Raw genomic sequence first — 22,860 nt, forward strand, 5'->3', positions numbered from 1 at the left:
TTAGTTACCTTTCTTTTCTTTATATGCACTTACGCCTTCAATTACAATTCCCATTTGTTTTGCAGAACCAGCAATCATTCTTAAAGCGGCTTCTTCATCATATGCTGTCATATCAATCAATTTATAACGAGCTATTTCTAAAGCTTGTTCTTTTGAAATTGTTGCAACAGTTTGCTTTTTAGGATCTTTGGCACCACTTTTGATTTTAGCAATATCTTTTAGTAAAAAAGTCACGGGAGTAGTTTTGATAACATAATCAAATGATTTATCTTTATAAGCTGTAATAATTACTGGGATAACCTTACCGTTTTGGTCTTTAGTTTTATCATTAAATGACTTAGTAAACTCAGCCATATTAATACCAACTGATGCTAATGCTGGACCAGGTTTAGCTTGTCCACCAATTAGATTTAACTTTGCGATTCTTGTAACTTCTTTCTTTTTAGGAGCCACACGCAACACCTCTTTCTACTTAATTTGTTAAGTTAAAATTTAAGATATTCGCTACGTGGTTTAACAAGTTTAAAACTCTTCCACATGCTAATAAATTGTGTAAGTAAGTTACTACACGTATCAAATTATACTATACAACTTACTTAAAATCAATTAAAATTTAAAATTACTATCACTTTATTAATACTTGGTTTTAATGGTGAAGGATGGTATAATAATAAAATTATACTGATTTAAATAAACACAAGTTGTACATTTGTTTTTAGTTTGGAGTTAATATGAAAAAAATGTTTCTATTAATGAAGAATATGATGCGTTTATTCTTTAAAAATAAAACTTTAGTAACTCAACTTTCAATTTTAATGATTGTTTCAACAGTTGTTATTGTTGCAACAACGATTACAGTACAACGTTTGCAAAAATCACAAAGCGATATTAAAAAAATTGGTTTACAAAGTGATTTTTTAATTGATACAAAAGAGCAAGATAATATTAATTTCAACGAAATTGACGTTAGCAACAATCTTGTAAAACATAATGAAAAATTAATTCAATTAGCAACTTTTAATCAAAATATTTTAAAAAATTCAAATAATTATTTACAACTAGTTGATAATGCATTTCATAATCATAACCTTTTTTGGCCAACTAATGTAAACAATCAAAAAATAGATGTACTAAATCTTGAAGGAAATATCGATTGAAATAAAATTAATCAATTAAAATTACAAACTGTTTTTTGATTTGAAAACAATAAAGAAAATAATCAAAATTTTGCTAACAATTATGATGATTTGGTTTATGAATATCATAATTCTAAAAATCAATTAGTAGGATTTCAAAATTTAGATGGTGGGCATATTTTATTTAAAACACCGGCGTTAAAATCAGCAAACGGTAATTATGAAACAACATTTAAAATTAATGCTGCAATTGTCCAAAAAAATAAACCATTTAAATCTTTTTTTAACTTTGATAAATATAAAGAATTAGGATTTAAGAATAAATCTTATTTTACAAATCCTGTATTAATTAAAAATATAGATCTTTATTCAAAACAAGTTGTTCAAACACTAAACGATCGTTCAAATCAATCAATTGATTTTAAAGACTATCAAAGCACATTTCAAGCCATTGTTGATACACTTGAAACTAACACGATAAATAAAGATTTTTATAGTGTGAATTTACATGTTGATTTTAACACACTATCAACAAAATACCTACTATTTGCTAATTATTTAAAAAATGAAGGTATTGATAAAAACCGTTATATAAATGAATTAAAAATCGATAACTATAAACAGAAGTATTTAGATTTATTTCAAAACCAAGTTTTAATTCCAAAAGAATTAATTGACGATCCAAAAAAAATAGAAGAAGTGCAAAAAATTATTGCAAAAGCCAAAGCCTTGTTAATTGCTAAAATTCGTGAAGAAACAAATATTTTTTATGAAAACTCACAAAAATCAGCTCTTGAAAATAAAAATAAGATTCGTGATTATGAGATGCAATTAAAACAAATAAATATTGCTCTACAAAATTCGAATTATTCTAATAACGAACTTATTCAATTAAAAAATGAACAAAAAGTATTAGCAGCAAATCTCGATCAAGCAAAATTTAAACACTTTTTATATAATGATTTAATTAAACAAGATTTCCGTTCGATTTTAAATAATTATAATATTTATTATCGCAAACATGAATCAGCAATTTATAATGATGTTAAAAGTGATTCAAATTTTATTGTCACAAATGCAAGCAATCCAACATATACACAAAACGGTTTAATTGCACCAAGAAATCAATGAATTGATAATATGGTGCAAATTAATGAAAAAAATAAAAATAGTCAAAATCCAAATAAAAAATTTAAGCGAATTTTTATTAATGATGATAATTCAAATAAAATTAATAACTTTTATGACCTTTATTCAAATTACATTAAAGTCATTCAAATTTTAAAAAATAGTTATGAAAAAGATCCAGATACTGATAAAGATTTACTAGTTGAAGAGCGTGATTATACTCCTTGAATTAATACATCACTAATTAATATATATCAACTTCCACAATTTTTTAATATCTTATTTAATCAATCTGAATGATTATTATCAATTCAATATCTAAAAGAAATGAGTGATTATAAAAAATATTTACTACAAATTTTTGAACCATATCAAGATAAAGAATGGATTTTTAATTTAAAACATAAAGATTGACAAGATGGCGAACAAGTGGTTGCTATTTATAAAAATGCAGATAGTAATAGCGACCAAAAAGAATATTATTTTAACGGCTATGTTAAAAATCAACGAGCTTATATTAATGTTAAATATAATAAAAATCTGCCAACACGTTTAAAATTAATTAATATTATTAAACAAAATCAAATAAATCAAAAAAACAATTTAGTTAATGTTTTAGATCAAGATTTAAATGATTATGCAAAGATTATTAATTTTAAAAAAGGTATTAAAGATATTAATACAAACCAGCAATCAGTTTATGATCAGTGAGCTTTAAATAATCCACAAGATTATGCTATGTTTAAAATTTGATTATCAAAAATCATTAAACGTTATTATTTTCTACGACTTCAGCAATCACCTTATGGATATACAATTCAAGCACAAAACGTTTTATCAAAAGCTTTGTTATTGCCGTTTACAATTAATATTATTAATCGTAGTTCAGATCTAGCATACGTAAGCACATCTTATATTAAAGCTAATCAAAGAACAACAAAAAATATAAATAATTATAAAGAAATTGGTAATTATGAAGATTTTTTACAAGCACTAAAACTTCCATATCGTATAATCGATGATCAACCAAACTATCGTGAAATTACTTTGCCAAACGGTCGTAAAAAAAGAATTGCTAAAGATTATTATAGTTGAATTAATTATGTTGTTAGCCCCGCTAATAAAATTGAAATTAACGGCCAATTCTTCTTTATTATTGGTGCTGTAGATAGTCCTGAATTTTTATTTCCAGCAATAAATGACTCAGACATCTTAATTAATAAACAAAAATCAACTGTTTTATATGTTAATGATTCAGGTTTTGCTAAACTTAAAACTATTTCAGCAAGCGTGCCAATTTTAGAGTATTACACACTAAAAGTTAATACTAATGATCTTAATTTATTACAAAAAAATAATGTTTATAATGAAATAAAATCAGAATTATTAGATTCTAAAAAAGGTAACATATATAAGAGAACTGATAAGGATAACCCTTATCCAATTTATGTTAAACGAACCTTTTTTTTAACACAATTGAGGAATTTAATTATTGCAATTGCACTTAGTTTGATTGTTTTAATCTTATTGTTAGGAATCTACTTTGTTACCTCAAGTATTAAAAATATGATTAATAAAAACAAAGTCATGTTCGGTGCTATGCAAGCTCAAGGCGTATCAAGATGACAAGTTTGATTTTCATTCGCTCCTTTTTATACAATTCCTTCTTTAATTGTTTTAATTATTGGTTATAGTATATCTTATGAAATTCAACCCTTAATTATGCGTTTATTTAGCTCATATTGATTAATTCCTATCCCAGACCAATTTGTTAGTGTTGGTTGAATTTTTGCTATTCCAATTGCTTTAACATTAATTTTAGGCTTTATTTGCTGGGTGTTAATTTATTATATTTTAAAACATTCAACCGCAGAGACAATGAAAGGCGATGCAGGTTTTAAAATCAATAAATTTATCATTAAAACAAAAGCAATCTTTTTAAAATTTGGTGCAATTCGAGTTTTAAAAGCTACTTATGTTGTTGCCAATTTAGCAAGAATGTTGATTTTATTAGTAATCGCTTCCTCTTTTTCTATTATTGCTTCTATTATTGCAACAACAAAAAATAATTTTAGTCAGTCAGCAAGTATTACTAATGCTAAACGTGAATATCAATATGCAGTTGATTTATATTCACCAACAGAACAGGGAGGATTTTATTACATTTCAAAGTTTGATGAAATGGGTGTTTCTAATGAATATGCTCCTTTAAAACAAATTGTTAAAAATGTTAAGATTGTAATTAAAATTAAAAATTTAGTTAATAAAAAAGTCAATGTTGTATATATCAATAATCAAACAAAGCAAAAAGTAATTATTGAAGCACTTATTAATGATAAGGGAATAATCACTTTTAAAACTAATCAGCTTGTTAAAGGTAGTTTTCAATTTGAAGGTATTTATGAACAAGAAACAAATAGAGTTTTAATTAATTCACAAAATTTAAATCCATCATTATTAAATATAGATAATCGAAAGATAGGCCATTTTATTTACTCTAATCAAAAACAATATATCTATTTACTAAAATCATACTTTAATGACAATGATGTAATTTTAGATTATGTTGATGCTAATAATCAACATACTTATTTAAAAGCAAAAACTCTAGGTCAATACTTGGTATTTGATCCTTCACAATTAAAACAAAAACAAAAATATCAATTAGTTAATGTTATAAACCATAAAGGAAATACATGAGTTGATTTAAATAATATAAGTAATGATTTAAAAAATTTGGATTATTCCAAAAATGGACGTTATTTATATGATTATTATGGAAGATTACCATATTTATACTTTAATCATTTACCACAAAATCTAATTAACCAAAAAGTTTATTTGACTTATACAATTAACCAAAATGATGAATTTCGAATTTATGGTATTGTTAATAAAGAAAAAGAAGTAGTTTTTGACTTAACAAAATTAAAAATTAATACCCAACAAAGTTATCAATTACGCGATATGCGAATCGCAAATAGTGATTTATTAATTTATGATAATAAACAACATGAATTTAATAATAATATTTTATATTTTGATAACAATTATTACGGTTTAAACAATAATAATCAAAAGCAAATTAATATTGATTACTTAACTCCTAATCGTAATCTTTATTTAACTTTAAAAGCAATGGGTAATGAATTTGTTAATAAGAAAAAAATACCTTTTATAATGACAAAAGCAATGGCTTCTTTAGTTGAACCTGATACTGCAATTTTAGATTATAATGAATTAGAAAAGGGTTATGTTTATCAAATTAGTACAGCAACACTAGAGGGTAGTGATACAAACTTATACTTAGATAACGTTAATTCTATTGATAAAACAAAAGATAATGGCTTACCTTATTCGTCTCTAAAATACAATAACGCAATGCGTGAAATTAAAAATTTAGGTACTGATCATCCAGTCTATGGCAAAATGTTATCAAATGTTTATTATCCATCAATTAGTACCCAACCTGAAATCTTACAAAATATTCGTTTTTTTGATAGTAAAGTAATTTCAAAAAGTTCTTTAGATGGAAATATTAGTGTTAAAGCAACGGATGTTAACATTGAATTTAACCCTTGAGTTTTTGCAAAAACTTTCTTACCTATCACAGCAATAGCTCGATCAGAACTAAATGAAAAACACTTATTAGATGAAGCATTTAAAACTTTTGGTTATGAAATTATTAATGGTAAAAAAATCAATAAATTATATGATGTTCCTAACTTTGAAGATAATGGTATTATTCATCAAATATCATTATGAACAAAAAATGGTTTACCACCTAAAAGTGAAAATGATGAAAATGCTTTCTTTATAAAACAAAATGGGCAATGGAAAATCAATGAAAAACCAGGCGTGTTAACAGAGCAGGGCGCCGCAGAATTCTTACCAGAATTTTTACGTTTAATTACTCAAATGTACACCTTCAAAACAACTCGTTATTTACAATATAAAGCCGGTTTAAAATTTGTTAATATTGAAGATGAAAAAGTACAACAACCATATACATACTTATTAGGTAAAATGCAAACAAAAACAAAAAGATTTGCTAATGAAATTAAAATATTGGGTATTAATTATGAAAAAAATAAATTTATTAATGGAAAACCAAGTCCTACTACTCAACTAAGTTTGATAAATGATCAGGGTGTTAATTTAATTGATCTAATTAAAAATGATGATCCTAATAATGAGATTCACAACATTATTATTAATAAAGTTGTCGCCCAAAAATATCATTTAAAGATTAATGATGTTTTTGAATATCAAATTAATAATCACATCAAACGTCTATCAAATAAATTTAATAACACACCAGAGAATTATAAAACTAAGTTTAAAGTTGTTGGGATTAATGATAGTTTAATGGATGAGCAATTAATTATTAATCAAAAAGTTGCAAATAAACTAATTGGTTTTGATGATTATCGCCGTCGGATTCAAATCGAAAATGGTTATCCAATCATTGAAGAACGCGAGTTCAATGGATTCTTTACAAAAGAAAAAGAACCTATTTTCTTTAATAATATGGCTTCATTTTATTCACCTACTGGACTATCACCAGCAATTGATTCATGACCACAAAATTTATTAGAAAATATTGGTGGTAATGTTCAAAGCATTAATATTTACTGAATTTTTTATTACAGTTGAGATTTAGCTAATTCGATTTTAAATGCTAGTTTCGATAAAAATAAAATTACTTGAGAACCTTTTTCAGAAATTAATTTAGATAAATTATTAAAGAAAATAGGAAAAATTTTTGGAAAAGAAGCTAATTTACCATCATTTAAAGCAGTTGATGCTAATATTGAAAACGAAATATTTGCTTCAGTAGTTGATAAAACATCATTTACATTATTATTAAATATCATTACTGCTATTATTCCATCACTTGTCATTATTATTATTCTAGTAGCTTCAACACTAGCTAATGAATCACGGCGTTTAATTGCTATTATGAAAGTATTAGGAATGCGTGATTTTAGAAATGTTAATAATTTTATGTTTATTTATCCAATCGTATGATTATTAAATATTCTTATTGCTACACCGCTTTCTTTTGGAATTATTCATATTTATAAATTAGCAATCTTTGCTGCTTTTAATATTGTTTTAGTAGCTTCTATCCCTTGATGAATCTTTGTAATTAGTTATGGTTTTGTCGGGATTGTATTATTATTTGCTTGATTACAAATGTTATATAAAACAAAAAAACTAAATTTACCAAAAGCTTTAAACCAATTTAATAATTAAAAAGACGGCCGTAAAGACCGTCTTTTTTTTAATGTTAATTGCTTGTTTTTATTTTTGTAAGATTTTTTTTAAAACATTAAAAGAAATGGTTGGATTCGCTTGTGCTTTAGTTAATTTCATTATTTCACCCATAAAAAATTTTTCAACACGGTCGGGGCGTTCATTGTATTGTAATAACATTTCTTGATTCTTAGCTAAAATTTGATGTCAAAGTTTAGTAATTTCATTTTCATTAGTAATTTGCTCAAAACCTAATTCCTTAATTAGAATTTGAGGATCTTTATTTGTCAAATAAATTTTTTCTAAAATTATTTTTGTTTGTTTTCCATTAATCAAAGTTTGATCAAATAATAAGATCATTCTAGCAATTTTTTGCAATAATTCTGGTGTAATTTCTTCAATGTTTTGCGTATTTTTATTAATTAGACCAATAAATTCCAAACATAATCATTTATAAACACTTAAAGGATTATTAACAATTTTGTCTACATATTTAAATGCTTTAAACAACGGTCCATCACTTAATAACTGTTCGATAGCAGAACTAACTAAACCTTTTTGTGCTAGTTGTTGACGCAAATCATTAATACTACATGATTTAGTTAAAAACATTTTTTTTACATAATCATCACTTAGATGAATTGGTGCAATATTTGCTTCACGAATATAGCGATAATTAATAGCATCATTTTTTGAACGCATAAAAACCGTTGTATTCGTATTATCATCAAAACGTCGTGTTTGTTGTTCAACATTCTGATTTAGTAAAATTAAATTTAATTGACGTCTTATCTCATAATCAATAGCTTTAGCAACATTTGAAATAGAATTAATATTTTTAATTTCTACTTTTGTGCCAAATTTTTTAGCCCCTTGAGGTCTAATTGAAACGTTTACATCAACACGTAATGATCCATCTTCCATTTTTGCATCTGATATATCATTAAACAATAAAATTTTTCGCAATTCTTCTAAAAATAAAACCGTCTCTTGTGCACTTCGTAAATCTGCTTCACTAACGATTTCAATTAAAGGTCATCCTGCACGGTTATAATCTAAATATATTTGATTACCTATATTAGTTTGTTTGGCTGTATCTTCTTCTAAATGAATTTGTTTGATACGTATTCGTTTTAAATTATTATATTCATCAATGATTTGAATATAACCATTCTGACCTATTGGAAAATAATTTTGTGTAATTTGATATCCTTTAGGTAAGTCTAAATAATAATAATGCTTACGATCAAAAGCAATAAATTGATGATTAGTACGCATGTGTAATGCATTTGCTAAAAAAAGTCCTTTATGAACAACTTCTTGATTAACAGTTGGTAATGTACCTGGCAATGCTAAATCAATTTCATTAATTAAAGTGTTAGGAATACTCTTATGCGATGTTGCTGCATTAGAAAACATTTTGGTTTTTGTATTAAGTGCAGTATGCACTTCAATACCAATAATAACTTCAAAATTTTGCATTATTATTTTTCCTCATTTCCTAGTAAATTATTGATTAAATAAGCGCCATTTAATAATTTATTATCATTTAAGTAATCTGCTCACAAATTTAAACCTAAATTTCCTAATTTAGTTGTTAAAAAGGGGATTACAATTGATGGAAAACCACCAAAATTAGCAATTTGCATTACATCTTCAACTAAATTAGTTGTGGGCTTTTGGTTGTTAACATCATCAATTGTTTCACTTATATCATGAACTGCTAAATTTAAAATTAAATCACAATTTTTAAATAAATTTTTAGCTTGATCAACTATTAATGTACGCATTTTTTTAGCAGCAACTAATAAAGTTTCAAACTGGCTTTCTTGAGTAACATAAGCACCTATCATAAAACGTTGTTTTAATTGTGTTCCTAAATATAAAGTTCGCGTTTTAATAATTAAATCCTCATAGTTATCATAATCAATATCATGTTTGCCAAAAGTGATGTTTGTAAAATTAGAGTATGAACTATAAGCCTCACTAAAAGCGATTAATTTATAAACTGGACTAATTGCCTTTAATAAATTAATATCATAATCAACATTAATTATTTCATGCTCATCATTTAATTTAACAATCAGATTAGTTAATTCTTGTTGATATTTTGATGCTAATAAATCAAAACTAGGTTTTAAAACACCAATCTTATATTTATTTTTTGTTTTTAGCATTGAAAGTGATTGTGTTTTAAAACTAAGACTTGTAAAATCTTTAAAATCTCGCTTAGCAAGAGCATTAAAAACAATTTGCGTATCAAAAATATTATTTGTAAAAATTCCAACATGATCAAGAGAAGGAGCAAAGGGGTAAACGCCATAACGCGAAATAAGACCATATGACGGTTTAAAACCAACAATACCCATAATTGAAGCGGGGCGACGAACAGAATCTCCTGTATCTGTAGCAATTGCAAAAGGTACAACGCCTTGTTGAACTAAAACAGCACTACCAGATGAAGAACCTCCGCTAACATGTTTTGGATTTAATGGATTAATTACAGGGCCAAATGCTGAATCAGTACCAGTGCCTCCTAAACCAAATTCATCTAAATTTGATTTATTTAACAAAATTGCTTGTTTTTGATCTAATAATGTTTTAACTGTCGCATCATATGGAGGATTGTAATTTTTTAAAAACAATGAACCACCTGTTGTAATAATATTCTTAGTTGAAATGTTGTCTTTTAAAGAATATGGAATTCCAAATAAATAATCAATTTCTAAATTATCACTACTAATCTTTTCATCTAAAAAAGCTGCTTGTTTCAATGCCTGTTCATAATTATTTGCTAAAGTTGCATTTAAATTTTTAATCTTTAAATCATGATCAATCGATTTTTTAATCAAATCATAAATTTTAACTTCACGTTTTTTAATTTGATTATGAAGCGCTAAAATAGTTTTATTTTTCATTTTTTAATACCCCATAATGATCGATTACTTTTAGGCAATTATTTAGAACTTCTTCGCTATTATTACCTACACAAGAATTAATTTCATCTTCTCGTAAAAAATTATCAAAGGATTTATTAATAATTTCAAAAGGTGTTATATTTTGTAAATTAAAAAGCTCAAAAACTTTAATTTCATTAAATAAATTATTTAAACGATTTTCAACCTGTTTAATTTCATCATCAGTTAATATAAACATGCATGATGACATTAATTTTTGTAAATTATAACTCATCTTAATTTCTCTTTTCTTTATTAGTCAACATGAATTGGAATATGTTTATCCTCAACAATATCATCTTCATAATCATAACGAATTAAAGGAACAACAATTTTAAAAATTGGATAAATAATCAATAAGTTTAAAACCACCATTGGAATAAATAAAACAGCACGAATTGATAATCATTGTGTATATTTTAGACTTGATAATTCAGCATCAAACGATGGCATCATTAGTACATTAACCACTGCTTCAGTTAGTAAAATTGTTACTAAAACAGGGGCAAATATAATGAATCAATTTGTTTTGGTTTTAGCTTTATTTTTTTTATTGAATCAATATTTTATCAATAAACTAAACCAAACAACGATAATTGATAATAAGAAAAAACCTAAAATAATGCCAATCATCAATGTTCGTGCAATTTTAATATCAAAACCAAATAATTGAATATTAAAACCCTTATCACCAATTCCTGGAGCAAAATATAAAAATAAGGCAATTCCTACACCAATTAAAATAGTTGCCATTGAACTATAAATTGCAAATGGTAAATCCTTTTTTTTGGAAGTAGTTAGAATAATTCGAATTAGTCCTCCAATTAATCCATAAGCCATAGCAGCAATTAAATAACCATAATGAAATACACCAGCAGTCATAGCCACAGATAATAAATCAGTCATTGCACCAATAAAAATACCTAAAATTGGACCAAATAATAAACCTCCAATTTTAATAAGAATCCCTTCTAAAGTAACACGTGTACCTGGTCAAGCACGAAAAATTACAGAAGCTGTGTTAGCTGATAAAACTGTTAATAATATAATCACTGCAACAGAAATCGAAATCACCATAGCAATATTTGAAATCCCTTTAACCGAAGTTTTAGGAATAATATAAAAACGCTTTTGAAAACGAATTGAATAATAGATTTTTTTAATAACTGTAAAGATAATAAAAACAATCAAAAATGCTAAAAAAATTAAAATTGATTGTCATGAATTAATTCCATTACCTTGTGAAGTATTAGTTGTATGTAATACACTCATTATATTTGTCACAGATTCACCTCACTAATTAATAAATTTTATCATTTTATTGGAGTGCGTAAATGTTTAATTAAATAATCATTGCATTTACTAAAATGTTTACAAGTTAAAAAACCACGATGTGCACTTAATGGCGAAGGATGTGAAGCACATAAAATTAAATTTTGTTTTTGATCAATCAAATTAATGTAACTCATAGCTTGTTTTCCTCATAATAAATAAACAACATGCTTTTGTTTTCTAAGTTCGTTAAACACATTTTTAATTAATTCTTCATAACCAAAATTTTTATGCGAATTTGGTTGATGAGCGTTAACAGTTAAAACAGTATTCAACAATAAAACTCCTTGTTTTGCCCAATCAGACAAATCAGGGTTTGTTCTTTTTATTTGTAAATCATATTCTAAAGCTTTAAAAATATTGATTAGTGATCCTGGTAAATTATTTCCTAAATCCACACTAAAACACAAACCATTAGCTATTTTAGGTGTATGGTATGGATCTTGCCCTAAAATAACAACTTTAGTTTGTTCAATATCAAAAAAATCAAAACATCTAAACCGTTGTTTTTTTAAAGGAAAAACTACTTGATGATTCTCGATGTTGTTGATTTTTTTAATAATATTTTTTAAATAACTTTGTTTAGTTTCATTAATTATGAATTCTTTTCATTTCATTTGCTATAGTTAACATTTACACTTTTAATTTCATTAAGGTTAAAAAGATATTTTCTAAAATTATTCTTAGCAGCTTTAAAACTAGTCAAATTATGAATATTAGCATCCTTATTTTCTAAAGCAATCATTGCTAATTGCGAATATGATTGTTTTGATAAAATTTGGTTGTTTTCAGGGTTAGTAACAGGTAAAATAGTACGAGAATTGTTAGATGCTTTAATTGCTTCAACAAATTTGCGTGATTTGATGAAATCATCTATTTTTAATTCATTGATCTTTTTTTCACCTAAGAAAGCATATGGATAAACACCATTTAGACCACGATCATGTTCATAATATTGTCAGTCTTCAAGTTTTTTATCTTCAACATACTCTTTTTTATTAACTTTAGCTTCGTTTTTTAATTCTTGTTTTAAATCGCGGCCCAAAATACTAAACGCATGAATTTTAGATAATGTACCTGTGTAGTATTCATTATAAACAGTTGTACGTTTTTTCTCTGTCTCAGTTAACCCTGTTTTTTGATTTTTAATTTTTAAAAAATTTTCTTGAAGAGTTTGTGTTGCTTTTTGATTAATATTAGCAGAACGCATTGTTGATGGTGCAAAATTAACTACCATATCTTTTAATGGAATTTCATAAACTAAATTACGAATTTCTGGTTTGTGATCATCATGAATTTCAGCATAAGTTTTTTTATCAACACTTGATAAAGCAGCGTTAATTGAACTAAGTGCATTTAGTTGACTACCATTAGAACTAGCTTCCATAAATGATCCAGCTTTTTTGTTTGAAGAGTTATATCAAGCATATTGTAATTTAATATTTTTTAAACGTACAAGAACATTTTTTAAACTTGGATTAACTAATAATTCATCATTTACTTTAACACCAAAATTAGGTTTATTAATACTTAAACCTGTAATTGCATCTACATATTCTCAATCAAAACTAAAATTATATAAAGCAAGTTTGTATGTATGTTTACCTGCACCTACACCTTGTACTAAAGCTAATAAAAATTCTTTAGCAACTTCGTTTTTTAACCCTTTAAAAAGTTCAAAATCTTTATTTGAATGGTTATTAAATGCATGTTCTGCTAATCATTTTATTAATTGATCTGTCATAGAGGTAATATAAGTATACAATCCATCACTAATAACTAAAGAGTTGATTAATTCACTAACCTTATTTATTTTTGTTAATTCATCACTTGAATATAGTTTTTGGTTAAAAACAGTTTGTTTTTTTGTTTGGTCAAGAATTTCTAAATTATTAGCATATTTACTTGTTGAATCAAAATTTAACTTATTACCAATTAAACGAATCAATTCATTTTGCAAAATACTCAAATCAATTGGTGTTAGTTTAGTTGAACTTGATAAACTTTTTGTTCAAACTTCTTTTTTGGGAACCAAATAACCAAATTGATCGATTTCTTTATTGTTTTTATCAAAGCGTTTATTATCTTTAACACTCGTATAAGTTAAATCACCTGCCGCATAATAAACATCATCTAATAAATTTTGATTCTCAAAAATCATTTCATGTTTTTGATTCTTACCTTCAAAGGCTCGAATTTTAATTTTACCAATATTATTAGTTGTAGCATTAGCACTAACATAATGAACATTAACTTGAGGATGAGCAGCTGCTGAACACGATGCAGCAACAATTGGCGTTAATCCAATAAAACTAATTCCTAATATTGAAAAAATTAGCTTTTTACTTTTGTTTTTTTTCATATTTACTCCTTTGAAGTGGTTGCACGAATAAATTTACTATTTAATTTAGAAAAAATAATATCAGTTTCACCTGTTGACCCGTTTCGGTTCTTTTCAACAATAAATTTTGCTTCAATCAAATCATCGCGCATTCGGGTTTCTTGATTATCATTTTGCATAAAATTGCGTTGTTTTCGATCCCAATGTAAAAAAGCAACAACGTCAGCATCTTGTTCAATTGATCCAGATTCTCGCAAATCAGACAATTTTGGGGAATTATCAATTGTTTTTACTAAAGGGTTATTTTTCATATTAACATTATTGCTTACATCACGTTCTTCTGCTTTACGTGAAAGTTGAGCGATAGCGATTACTGGTGCATTAATTTCTTTAGCAATGATTTTTAATGCACTTGAAACACGACCTACCTCTTGTGTTCTTGTCATATTTTTATTTGCATTGCCTCCTGAAACCAATTGTAAATAATCTAAAACGACTAAAGCAATATCATAACGTTTTTTTAAATCATATAATTTTGCTTCAATGTCTACAATTGAAATATTAGGACGATCATCGATAAAAATAGGTCAACTTTTAATATCATTGATTGCTTGCATAGCAAAAGACCTTGTGTCATATCCTTTAGTTATACGATATTTATTTTCTATAACTTCACGATTAGAAATTCCTGTTTTAATTGAGATAAACTTTTGTAAAATTTGTTCTTTAGTAATTTCAAGCGAAAACATTACAATGATCTTTTCTTTTTGATTTGGTTGAATATTTTCGTTATATTCAATAATTTCATTAACATTGTTAACCATAACATTTAAACAAAATGTAGTTTTTCCAATTCCAGGACGAGCGGCAATAACAACTAATTCTCCAGGTTTATAACCATTAGTGAATTTATCAATATTATCGTATTTAGTTTTAATAACTCCAGGAATAATCCCGCTATTGCCTATTTTATTTAATTTCTCAAAATATCGATTAGCAATTAATTCCATATTTTCAATAGTATCTTCGGTTCGTGATGCAAGAATTTCTAAAAATTTTTCATGCATTTCTTTAAATTGATCTTTAGCGTTAATTAATGAAATTTGGGTTGCTAAAATCTCATTTGCAAAAACATCAAGTTTATTTTTAATTGAAGCATTCTTAATAATTTCAATACAATCTTTTAAATCTACTAAATAATCAGTACGATCTAAAATTTGAAGTAAATAATTCTTATGTAATAAATAATTTTGATCTTGTTCATCAATAATCACATAATTAGCTAATGCATTTAAAATATTTGATTCATTGATTTTATACTTTTGTTCGTTTAAATTAGCAATTGTATTAAAAATATTTTGCTGAATCTTTTCTGGAAAATCTTTAACTTCTAAACGTAAAACAACATCTTTTCAAAAGTCATTATTATTAATAATTAAACAAAACAAATCTAATATCGCATCATTTAAGTCTTTTGTTGGCATAATTATTATTCTTTGCTAACAATAACATGAAGTTTAGCAGTAACCTTTTTATGCAATAAAATTTCAACAATATGTTCACCAATACCTAATGCATGTGGTTTTGTTATCATATGCTTTGTTATAAATTTTTGTTCTTTATTAATTTCATCAATAATTTGTTTATTACTAATTGATCCAAAAGTTTGTAAATTATTTGTTTTTAAAAAAAATTGTAGAGGCTTTTGCTCTAGTTTATCTTTTAGTAAAGTTGCGTCTAAGATTGCTTGTTGTTCTTGAGCTTCTAAAATTGCAAGATCTTTATTTAAAACTTCTTGTGATTTATTTGTTAATGCAACTGCTTTTTTTTGTCGAATTAAAAAATTTTTTGCATAACCATCACTAACATCAATAATTTCATTTTTTTTACCAAGACTTGCAATATCTTCTAATAAAATAACTTTCATAACTTTACTCCTTATTATTTAAATAAAACGAACATATCATTAATTATTTATAAAATGACACATTCGTTTTATTTTGATTTTAATTATTCTTTAACGTATGGAAGTAATCCTACGAAACGTGCACGTTTAATTGCATTTGCAATTCTTCTTTGCATACGAGCACTTGCTCCTGTTACACGTCGTGATGCAATTTTGTTATTATTGTTAATAAAACGTTGTAGTAATTCTACATCTTTGTAATCGACATGTTCGATTCCTTTAGCAGATAAAATACAAACTTTTTTACGTGGTTTACGATTACGGTTATTAGTTACTTTGGCCATAAAATCTCCTATTCTAAATCATCATCAAGATTAATTCAACTTGTAATTTCATCTTCTTCATCATTATTTTTATTTAAATTTGATGTTGTCGATGAAAGGGTAGTTTGAGGTTTGTTTGAACTAAATGCTGCATCAGTATTAATACCTGTATATGATTCCATCATTGTATCAACATTTACCTTATTGTTATCACTAGGACTTTGGTTTCGACGTGATAATGATTGAACTTGATCAGCGTAAACTTCAGTTACATAATTTGTTTTACCATTATTGTCGACATAACTTCGAGAAACTATACGTCCTTCAATTGCAATGGCATCACCCTTTTTTAAATATGTTGTTAAGAAATTAGCCTGATTATTTCAAGCAACACAACGTATAAAATTTGCATTAGCATTAGGTGTATTGTCATTTACAGCGATTGTAAAGTTAGTAACTAAACGCCCACTTGGTATTTGACGAGCTTCTGGATCACGTACTAAATTACCAATCAATATTACTTTATTCATTTTACGCCTCAATATCTTTAAAGTTAAATTAAAATACGTTATTTTTAACGTTTTGAATTTGTGTTTTTAACAAATTCTTTAACTGGCAAACCAGCTGCTTCTCGTTCGGCTTTCATTGCTTCATAAGCTGCTTGACGTTCTACTGCACGACGTTCTGCTTCTTCTTTTTGACGTGCATAAACTTCAGCACGTTTTTCATTACGTTGTACTTTTTTAGTATTAACAGTTGCTTTATAACCGTAATCTTTTTCTAAATTAATAATAATATGTCTCAATACATTTTTATTAATAATTGCTAAACGTCTAAATTCATTAATTAGGCTAACATCAGTAGTTTCAAAATTATAAACATAACGATAAGCTGTTTTTAACTTATTAATCTCATAAGCTAATTGTTGCACGCCATCATAATTATTTTCTTTTACTTCTGTATTCTTTAAAGTTGCTTTTAATTCATTTGCAACTTTATTAGCTTGTTCTTGATCTAAATCACCACGAACAACTAACATAATTTCGTATTTCGCCATTTATTTTACTCCTCTTATGGATATTAATAGCTAATTTTGTTGTTTTAAAATTAGCAAGAGTGTTTAGTTCAATAATTATTGTTGAATAAACGTTAAAATTATAGCAAATTTAGCAGTATAATAAAGTTAAATTATTAAGTATGGCATAGGATTTTTAGATTTTAAATTATGGTTTTGATAGAAAAAATCAATGAACAAGATATTAATACCGTCGTAGCATATGTTGTTGCTTTCCGTAAAAAACTTTATCCCAAAGTTGATCATAATAACTTACCTAAGGAACTAGTTAATTTTAAACAAACTTACATTATTAATCCTTTAGGAATATGGTTTAGTGTTTTTTTAGAAGATACACATGAATTAGTTGGAACAATTTCATGTCATGAATACGATTATAGATATAATAATCTATTCTATCTAGATAGAAGTACTAAAACAAGTGAGGTTGGTAAATTATATATTGATCCTTTGATTCGACGTCAAGGAATTGCAACTCGTTTGTTTAACGCATTAAAAGACCAAGCTAAAAAACAAGGAATTAAATGTTTTTATTTACACACACACCATCACTTGCCAGGCGCTAGAGAATTTTGGTTAAAAATGGGATTTAAAATTCAAAAAGAAATGACTTTAGAAGATGATGGTCAAGACATTATTCATATGACTTTAGAATTATAATAATATAAAAAAATCATGGAATTATTAACCATGATTTTTGGTCACAACTTATTGAATTGCACAACAAATTTTAATAATAATTAAATTTCTACTCGAAATTGTGATGGTGGAGATGAGGGGAGTCGAACCCCTTTCCGCAACACATAATTAATAATATCTACAGTTTAGTTTTATTAAAAATAGTGTAGTTAATAACTAATAAAACAAATTTAAAATTAACTAACTATTTGTTAAATCTATTTAAATTTAAACAACAAATAAGAATTTTAAATTTAAAACTATTGTAAAATAAGCCCAAAAACCAACCAATAGTAATTATGTTAATGAACGTTTCTACTAATAACTAATTAGTACGCAAAAGCGTAGTTTGCATTAGTAGCTGAAGCCATAAACGCTGGGTTTAATTCTACTTCAGAAGATTTTTTATTTTCTGCATTTAAAATGCCTCGAAAGCGATAAGGGGCTAACCCCACTGCAATTAAAAATTAATGTGTCACGTCGAAACCGTGACATCCCCAAATAAAATAGCACTATAAATAATTTATAGTTAATAATATTTTAAAGGATTAAAAAACAAAAAACAAGATTATTAATGTTTGTAAACATTTTTATCTTGTTTTTTGTAGTTCATGGTTATATTATTTATGTTTATTCAATAGTATTTTTTAAAAAATTATCCACTTCATTTTTTGACACAAATATTCTAGTTTAGAATATCAAAATTATTTAGAAGTTTAACTTTATTTTGAAAAATAAAGTTAAAAATACTATAGTATTTATGTTTTATTTATTTAGAAAAACAGGGTTTTGTGCTAAAAGCGCAACTTCACCCTGTTTTTATTATTTTAATAAGCCGAGATATATTCTTCTTGTAAAGTGTGACTTTTTTTTCGATTTCAATTAAATACTTTATCATACACAACTGTTAATAAAATTGATGAGACATAGTGTATGAAAGGAATTAATGAAATAATTAAAGCTTTTTTAACTTTCGTTTTATTTTCATTAAAATCATTTAAATACTTAATTAAAATGCGAATATTAACAACTAAGCTAATTAAATATGTTAATGTTCATAAAACTAAAAATAGGCCAAAAAAACCAATTGATAAACGAATTTGTTCTTTTTGTGATAAATAAACTTCTAAATCTTTAGGATTTAACATGTTAATTAATTCTTTTTCATGATTTAGGGTATATGCATCAAATAAATTATGACGCACTAATTCATGACCAATTCAAGCTCCTACACAAACAAATAACGCAGCTGCAAATAAAAGTAAAACTCAATTTTGAATTGAAATAAACTTTAATCTTTTAAAAATTAAATCCATAATCTTTTTTAATTATCCCCTTCTGCTTGTGGTGATGTTGGTAAACCAGGACGTGGAGGTCTTCGATAATCATAAGCAAATTGTAAATAATATGTAAAGTTATTTTTCATACCACCAAGTGATGAAATCGTTCAGTTTGTATCAATTTCCATAATAGGCACAATTGCTGCTTCATCACGTAAAATTTTTTCTAAATTTAAAATTGTTCTAAAGATACTATCATCATCTTCTCAACCTGGACGATTCCCTGAAAAGAAATCAATAATTCTTTTACGTTGATCAACAACTGTTTCTAATTTTGTCATATAAATTTCATTATTAACTTTATCAGATATTTCATTATTCTCATTTCTTAAGTACTTACTTAATAATGGTTTTAAATCATTTATGTAAGATAAGTTGATTACTTGATATGATCCAATTGGTAATTTTTTAATAGAAAATTTGTATTTAAATCGTTTTTTGAAATTAATTTCATCAATATTTTCTTTATTATAATATTTTGCATAATCTTCTTTTGTAGCTTGAACATATTGATTTGTTTTTTTATCGATAACTGGTTGAATTTGTAGCGTTGTAAATTGACCTGTTACATTATTTTGCAATACTAGTAAAAACGGTTTATTTTCACGTTTTGGATCGTGTTTATTTAAGAACTCTTCTGATAAATAAAATTCACGTTCTTGCATTGTATCAATTTCGTTCTGTAGATTATTAGCTTCTTTTTCTCACGTTGATTTCGAACTACTTGTAGGCTCATTTTTAATTTTTTGATTTAATTTATTAATTTGGTGTTCTAAATCATGAATGATCTTAGCGTCATATTCAGAATAATTAACATCAAACATTGGAATGGCTTTATCTTTTAATTTTAATTTACGTAAATCAGCTCTATTTGTTAGGTGTTGTGGATTATAAACTTCACTTGTTTTAATATTTGTTGGCGTTACCAATTCACGAATAATATCAGCGTCTTCTTCACTAATATGTAAACGTTTCAAAGCGTAATCTAATTCTGCTTTATTTTTATAACGATCAAAAAAGTTTTTTGGCGTTCAAGATCCTGTTGGATTTAATTCATAACCTGAGCTTTTATTATTTTTTAAATCAATTCCATCAGGTGTTAAAAATAATCCTAATGCTGAGTCATAAGTACTACCAGCATATTTATCAAAGTTTTGATAAGAAATATCAAATTTACCACTATTTGCAAATGTCACAAATGTGTTTGGCGGTAATGCTTGTAACTCTAATTTTACATAACCATTCAGATTACGGTCAATTAAATCTTTAATAGCAATTACAGCTTTTCCAATATCAGCTGGTTCGGTAGGATAAACAAATTTTAAAACAACTTGTTTTTTATCTGGATGTTTTTTCTTATATTTATCTAAATAAAATTTAGCAACTTGTGGATCAAAACCAGTATCTTTTCGGTTAATATTTTCAAATGTTGAATTTTTAGCAGCAACGTGGTCACTAAAATCATTATTTTGGATTAAAAAAGAACGGTTTTGTTTTCTTGTTTCATGTGTTTTTTCATCTTTAATAGTATCAATGTATTCACTATCAAAACGTTTATTATCAAATCAATATTCTAAATTACGCCCTTTTGAATCTTTAATTCTTTGAAATGATGTTCAAGTTGTAACTGGAAAAGATGAAGTTCAACCAGATAATTTTAATATGTTTTCTCTGTTAATAGCAAAAGCAATTGCACGTCGTAAATCAGGATCTAGGATTGGAATGTCCTTATTAGGATTTTTTAAATATTCTTGATAACTATCATAACGTGATTGACGATCTAAATTAAATTGCATTGCAACCGTTCCAGCCCCTGCTTGTTTTTTCATTAAATCACGCATTTTACTTTGCGCTCAGAATTTTAATTGATATGATGGTGGAACAGTAGTTGATGAAATCATCCCTTGTTCAAATCAAAGTGATGTAACTTCATTTTTAGAATTAAAATAAATTTTAATCTTATCGCTAATTGTTCAATTAGCTGAAAAATAATCTTTATTTTTTTCTAATGTCATATAACCTTGAGGTCCTAAAACAACATCAGCAATATTAAATGGACCGCTTCAAACAAAATTTTCAAGAGTAGAACCGAATTTTTCAATTCCACCATGTGTTTCAATAAAACGACGATTAACTGGTAGTAAAGCTTGGTTTCCTAAAATATCAGTCAATAAAACACTAAATGAAGGTTTTGGAGCATAAGTCTCAAATTCCATTAGTAAATCAAAACGTGAAGTTGGTAATGATTTAAATTTAAATAAATCTTTTGAATTAGCTAAAGTTTGTAAATCATCACTTGCCAACTTTTGACGATGATTAAACGAAGGGTTTTCAATTAAATTAATAACAATTTTTTCAGGTGTGTTTTTATCTGGTTTTTTATGATCATATTTAGGATTAAAAATTGTTAAAGTTTTTGACTCATGAAATTTGAAATCCTTATTTTCAGGTAATTTTAAAGCTTCTTTTAATTCTTTATTTGAAATATTAGTATAGGCTTGACCTGTACTTAATCCAATTTCATAAGCTGCTTTTTTAATTGCCGCAATTTCTAGATCATCAACAGGGTGACCATTTTTATCAAAAGTTTGGTTTTGGTATGGAACAAAATTAGGATCTTCTTCTCATTGACCTGTTTGCTTATTTAAAATATATGGAGCACGACCAAAAGGGTTTTTATAAGGAACGCCATGTTTACGAATATATTCTTCTTGAGCATCATTAAAAGCGTTTGTTCCTTTGATGTTAAAACGTAATAAGTGTGAACGTAATTGACTACCAGTATTTAAGTCTAAAATATACTGAATTGCATCAATGAAATCTTGTGCATTAACTTCTTTACCATCACTTCATTTCGAAGCGCCAAAATTAGTTGTAAATTTTGTTGCAACAATACGATTATTTGAATTGTTATAAAAAACTCATGTTGGATCATCTTCACTAACTGTTGGTGCTAACGCTCCAGAATTAATTCCAAAAGATGATAAATCAACATATGATGGTGATATTCTCATACCTTCTAATTGTGCATCAGTCATATTATTAAAACCTGCATCAACTGGATTTTTATATTGATTTAAAAACAACTTTGATATTCCTAATAAGTTACCGATTGTTGAATTTGTTGATGGCGCTTCTTTTATTAAACCATCTACTAGTGAAAATACAATTTTACGAAGCGATGCAAATTTTACATAATTCAATGTGTTGATTGCATCCATTGCCAAACCAAAATTACTACCATCTTCTAAATATGGACTAATTTTATTTTGTTCTTTAGTGGTCTTAGTTCTAGCACAAGAAGCAATAATCGCAGCAACGGGAATTAAACCAACAATTCCAATAGATAAAAATATAATTTTCTTATTTATTTTTTTCATTTTAA

General features: G+C 26.2%; 16 protein-coding genes and 1 other RNA gene. 2 read left to right on the top strand and 15 right to left on the bottom strand.

Annotated features, from left to right (window positions below; translation table 4 throughout):
• The gene (gene rplK / locus UPA3_RS02895) at positions 1-462 is read right to left on the bottom strand and encodes a 50S ribosomal protein L11 (protein ID WP_196792401.1); all 462 of its coding nucleotides are present in this window, start codon (positions 460-462) and stop codon (positions 1-3) included.
• Positions 463-731: 269 nt separating this feature from the next.
• Here rplK and UPA3_RS02900 point away from each other — a divergent pair, with 269 nt between their 5' ends.
• Positions 732-7,523, top strand: a complete 6,792-nt coding sequence (locus UPA3_RS02900) for an FtsX-like permease family protein (RefSeq protein WP_012316980.1) — start codon at positions 732-734, stop codon at positions 7,521-7,523.
• 48 nt (positions 7,524-7,571) lie between these two features.
• On the opposite strand, the gene gatB is transcribed toward UPA3_RS02900, so the two are convergent.
• The 11 genes from gatB to rpsF all read right to left on the bottom strand — a co-directional run bounded on the left by gatB (position 7,572) and on the right by rpsF (position 17,439).
• Entirely contained in the window at positions 7,572-9,005 is a 1,434-nt protein-coding gene (gene gatB, locus UPA3_RS02905; RefSeq protein WP_010891814.1) for an Asp-tRNA(Asn)/Glu-tRNA(Gln) amidotransferase subunit GatB, read from the bottom strand.
• A gap of 2 nt (positions 9,006-9,007) precedes the next feature.
• Complete coding sequence (locus UPA3_RS02910) at positions 9,008-10,441, bottom strand: amidase family protein (protein WP_006688421.1); 1,434 nt, start codon at positions 10,439-10,441, stop codon at positions 9,008-9,010.
• A complete protein-coding gene (locus UPA3_RS02915) occupies positions 10,431-10,715 on the bottom strand; it encodes a hypothetical protein (protein ID WP_006688729.1) in 285 nt (94 codons plus the stop codon). Before UPA3_RS02915 ends, UPA3_RS02910 begins: the two co-directional genes overlap by 11 nt.
• Before the next feature lie 20 nt (positions 10,716-10,735).
• Positions 10,736-11,764, bottom strand: coding sequence for a membrane protein (locus UPA3_RS02920; protein ID WP_006688584.1), 1,029 nt, complete (start codon positions 11,762-11,764; stop codon positions 10,736-10,738).
• A 26-nt stretch (positions 11,765-11,790) separates the two neighbouring features.
• Entirely contained in the window at positions 11,791-12,429 is a 639-nt protein-coding gene (locus UPA3_RS02925; protein ID WP_006688756.1) for a uracil-DNA glycosylase, read from the bottom strand.
• On the bottom strand, positions 12,408-14,174 hold the full coding sequence (locus UPA3_RS02930) for a hypothetical protein (RefSeq protein WP_006688454.1): 1,767 nt from the start codon (positions 14,172-14,174) through the stop codon (positions 12,408-12,410). The genes UPA3_RS02925 and UPA3_RS02930 overlap by 22 nt, the downstream gene beginning before the upstream one ends.
• Positions 14,175-14,176: 2 nt before the next feature.
• A complete protein-coding gene (locus UPA3_RS02935; RefSeq protein WP_006688818.1) occupies positions 14,177-15,637 on the bottom strand; it encodes a replicative DNA helicase in 1,461 nt (486 codons plus the stop codon).
• Between the two features lie 5 nt (positions 15,638-15,642).
• Entirely contained in the window at positions 15,643-16,080 is a 438-nt protein-coding gene (gene rplI, locus UPA3_RS02940; protein WP_006688495.1) for a 50S ribosomal protein L9, read from the bottom strand.
• An 83-nt stretch (positions 16,081-16,163) separates the two neighbouring features.
• Positions 16,164-16,403 (bottom strand): 30S ribosomal protein S18, encoded by a 240-nt coding sequence (rpsR, locus tag UPA3_RS02945; RefSeq protein ID WP_006688517.1) that lies wholly within the window; start codon positions 16,401-16,403, stop codon positions 16,164-16,166.
• An 8-nt stretch (positions 16,404-16,411) separates the two neighbouring features.
• Positions 16,412-16,912, bottom strand: a complete 501-nt coding sequence (locus tag UPA3_RS02950) for a single-stranded DNA-binding protein (protein WP_006688666.1) — start codon at positions 16,910-16,912, stop codon at positions 16,412-16,414.
• A 44-nt stretch (positions 16,913-16,956) separates the two neighbouring features.
• Positions 16,957-17,439, bottom strand: coding sequence for a 30S ribosomal protein S6 (rpsF, locus tag UPA3_RS02955; RefSeq protein WP_006688782.1), 483 nt, complete (start codon positions 17,437-17,439; stop codon positions 16,957-16,959).
• Positions 17,440-17,607: 168 nt separating this feature from the next.
• Between rpsF and UPA3_RS02960 the strand changes: the two genes are divergently transcribed.
• Entirely contained in the window at positions 17,608-18,117 is a 510-nt protein-coding gene (locus UPA3_RS02960; protein WP_006688484.1) for a GNAT family N-acetyltransferase, read from the top strand.
• Positions 18,118-18,221: 104 nt separating this feature from the next.
• Here UPA3_RS02960 and ssrA read toward each other — a convergent pair.
• The 3 genes from ssrA to UPA3_RS02970 form a co-directional block, all read right to left on the bottom strand.
• Positions 18,222-18,634: a transfer-messenger RNA gene (gene ssrA / locus UPA3_RS03230) on the bottom strand.
• A 328-nt stretch (positions 18,635-18,962) separates the two neighbouring features.
• Positions 18,963-19,451 carry a hypothetical protein gene (locus tag UPA3_RS02965; protein WP_006688639.1) on the bottom strand — a complete coding sequence of 163 codons (489 nt, stop codon included), beginning with the start codon at positions 19,449-19,451 and terminating at the stop codon, positions 18,963-18,965.
• Between the two features lie 8 nt (positions 19,452-19,459).
• On the bottom strand, positions 19,460-22,855 hold the full coding sequence (locus UPA3_RS02970) for a peptide ABC transporter substrate-binding protein (RefSeq protein ID WP_006688653.1): 3,396 nt from the start codon (positions 22,853-22,855) through the stop codon (positions 19,460-19,462).
• Positions 22,856-22,860: the final 5 nt, after the last annotated feature.

Origin of the sequence: Ureaplasma parvum serovar 3 str. ATCC 27815, assembly GCF_000019345.1 — a bacterium.
GTDB lineage: Bacteria > Bacillota_I > Bacilli_A > Mycoplasmatales > Mycoplasmoidaceae > Ureaplasma > Ureaplasma parvum.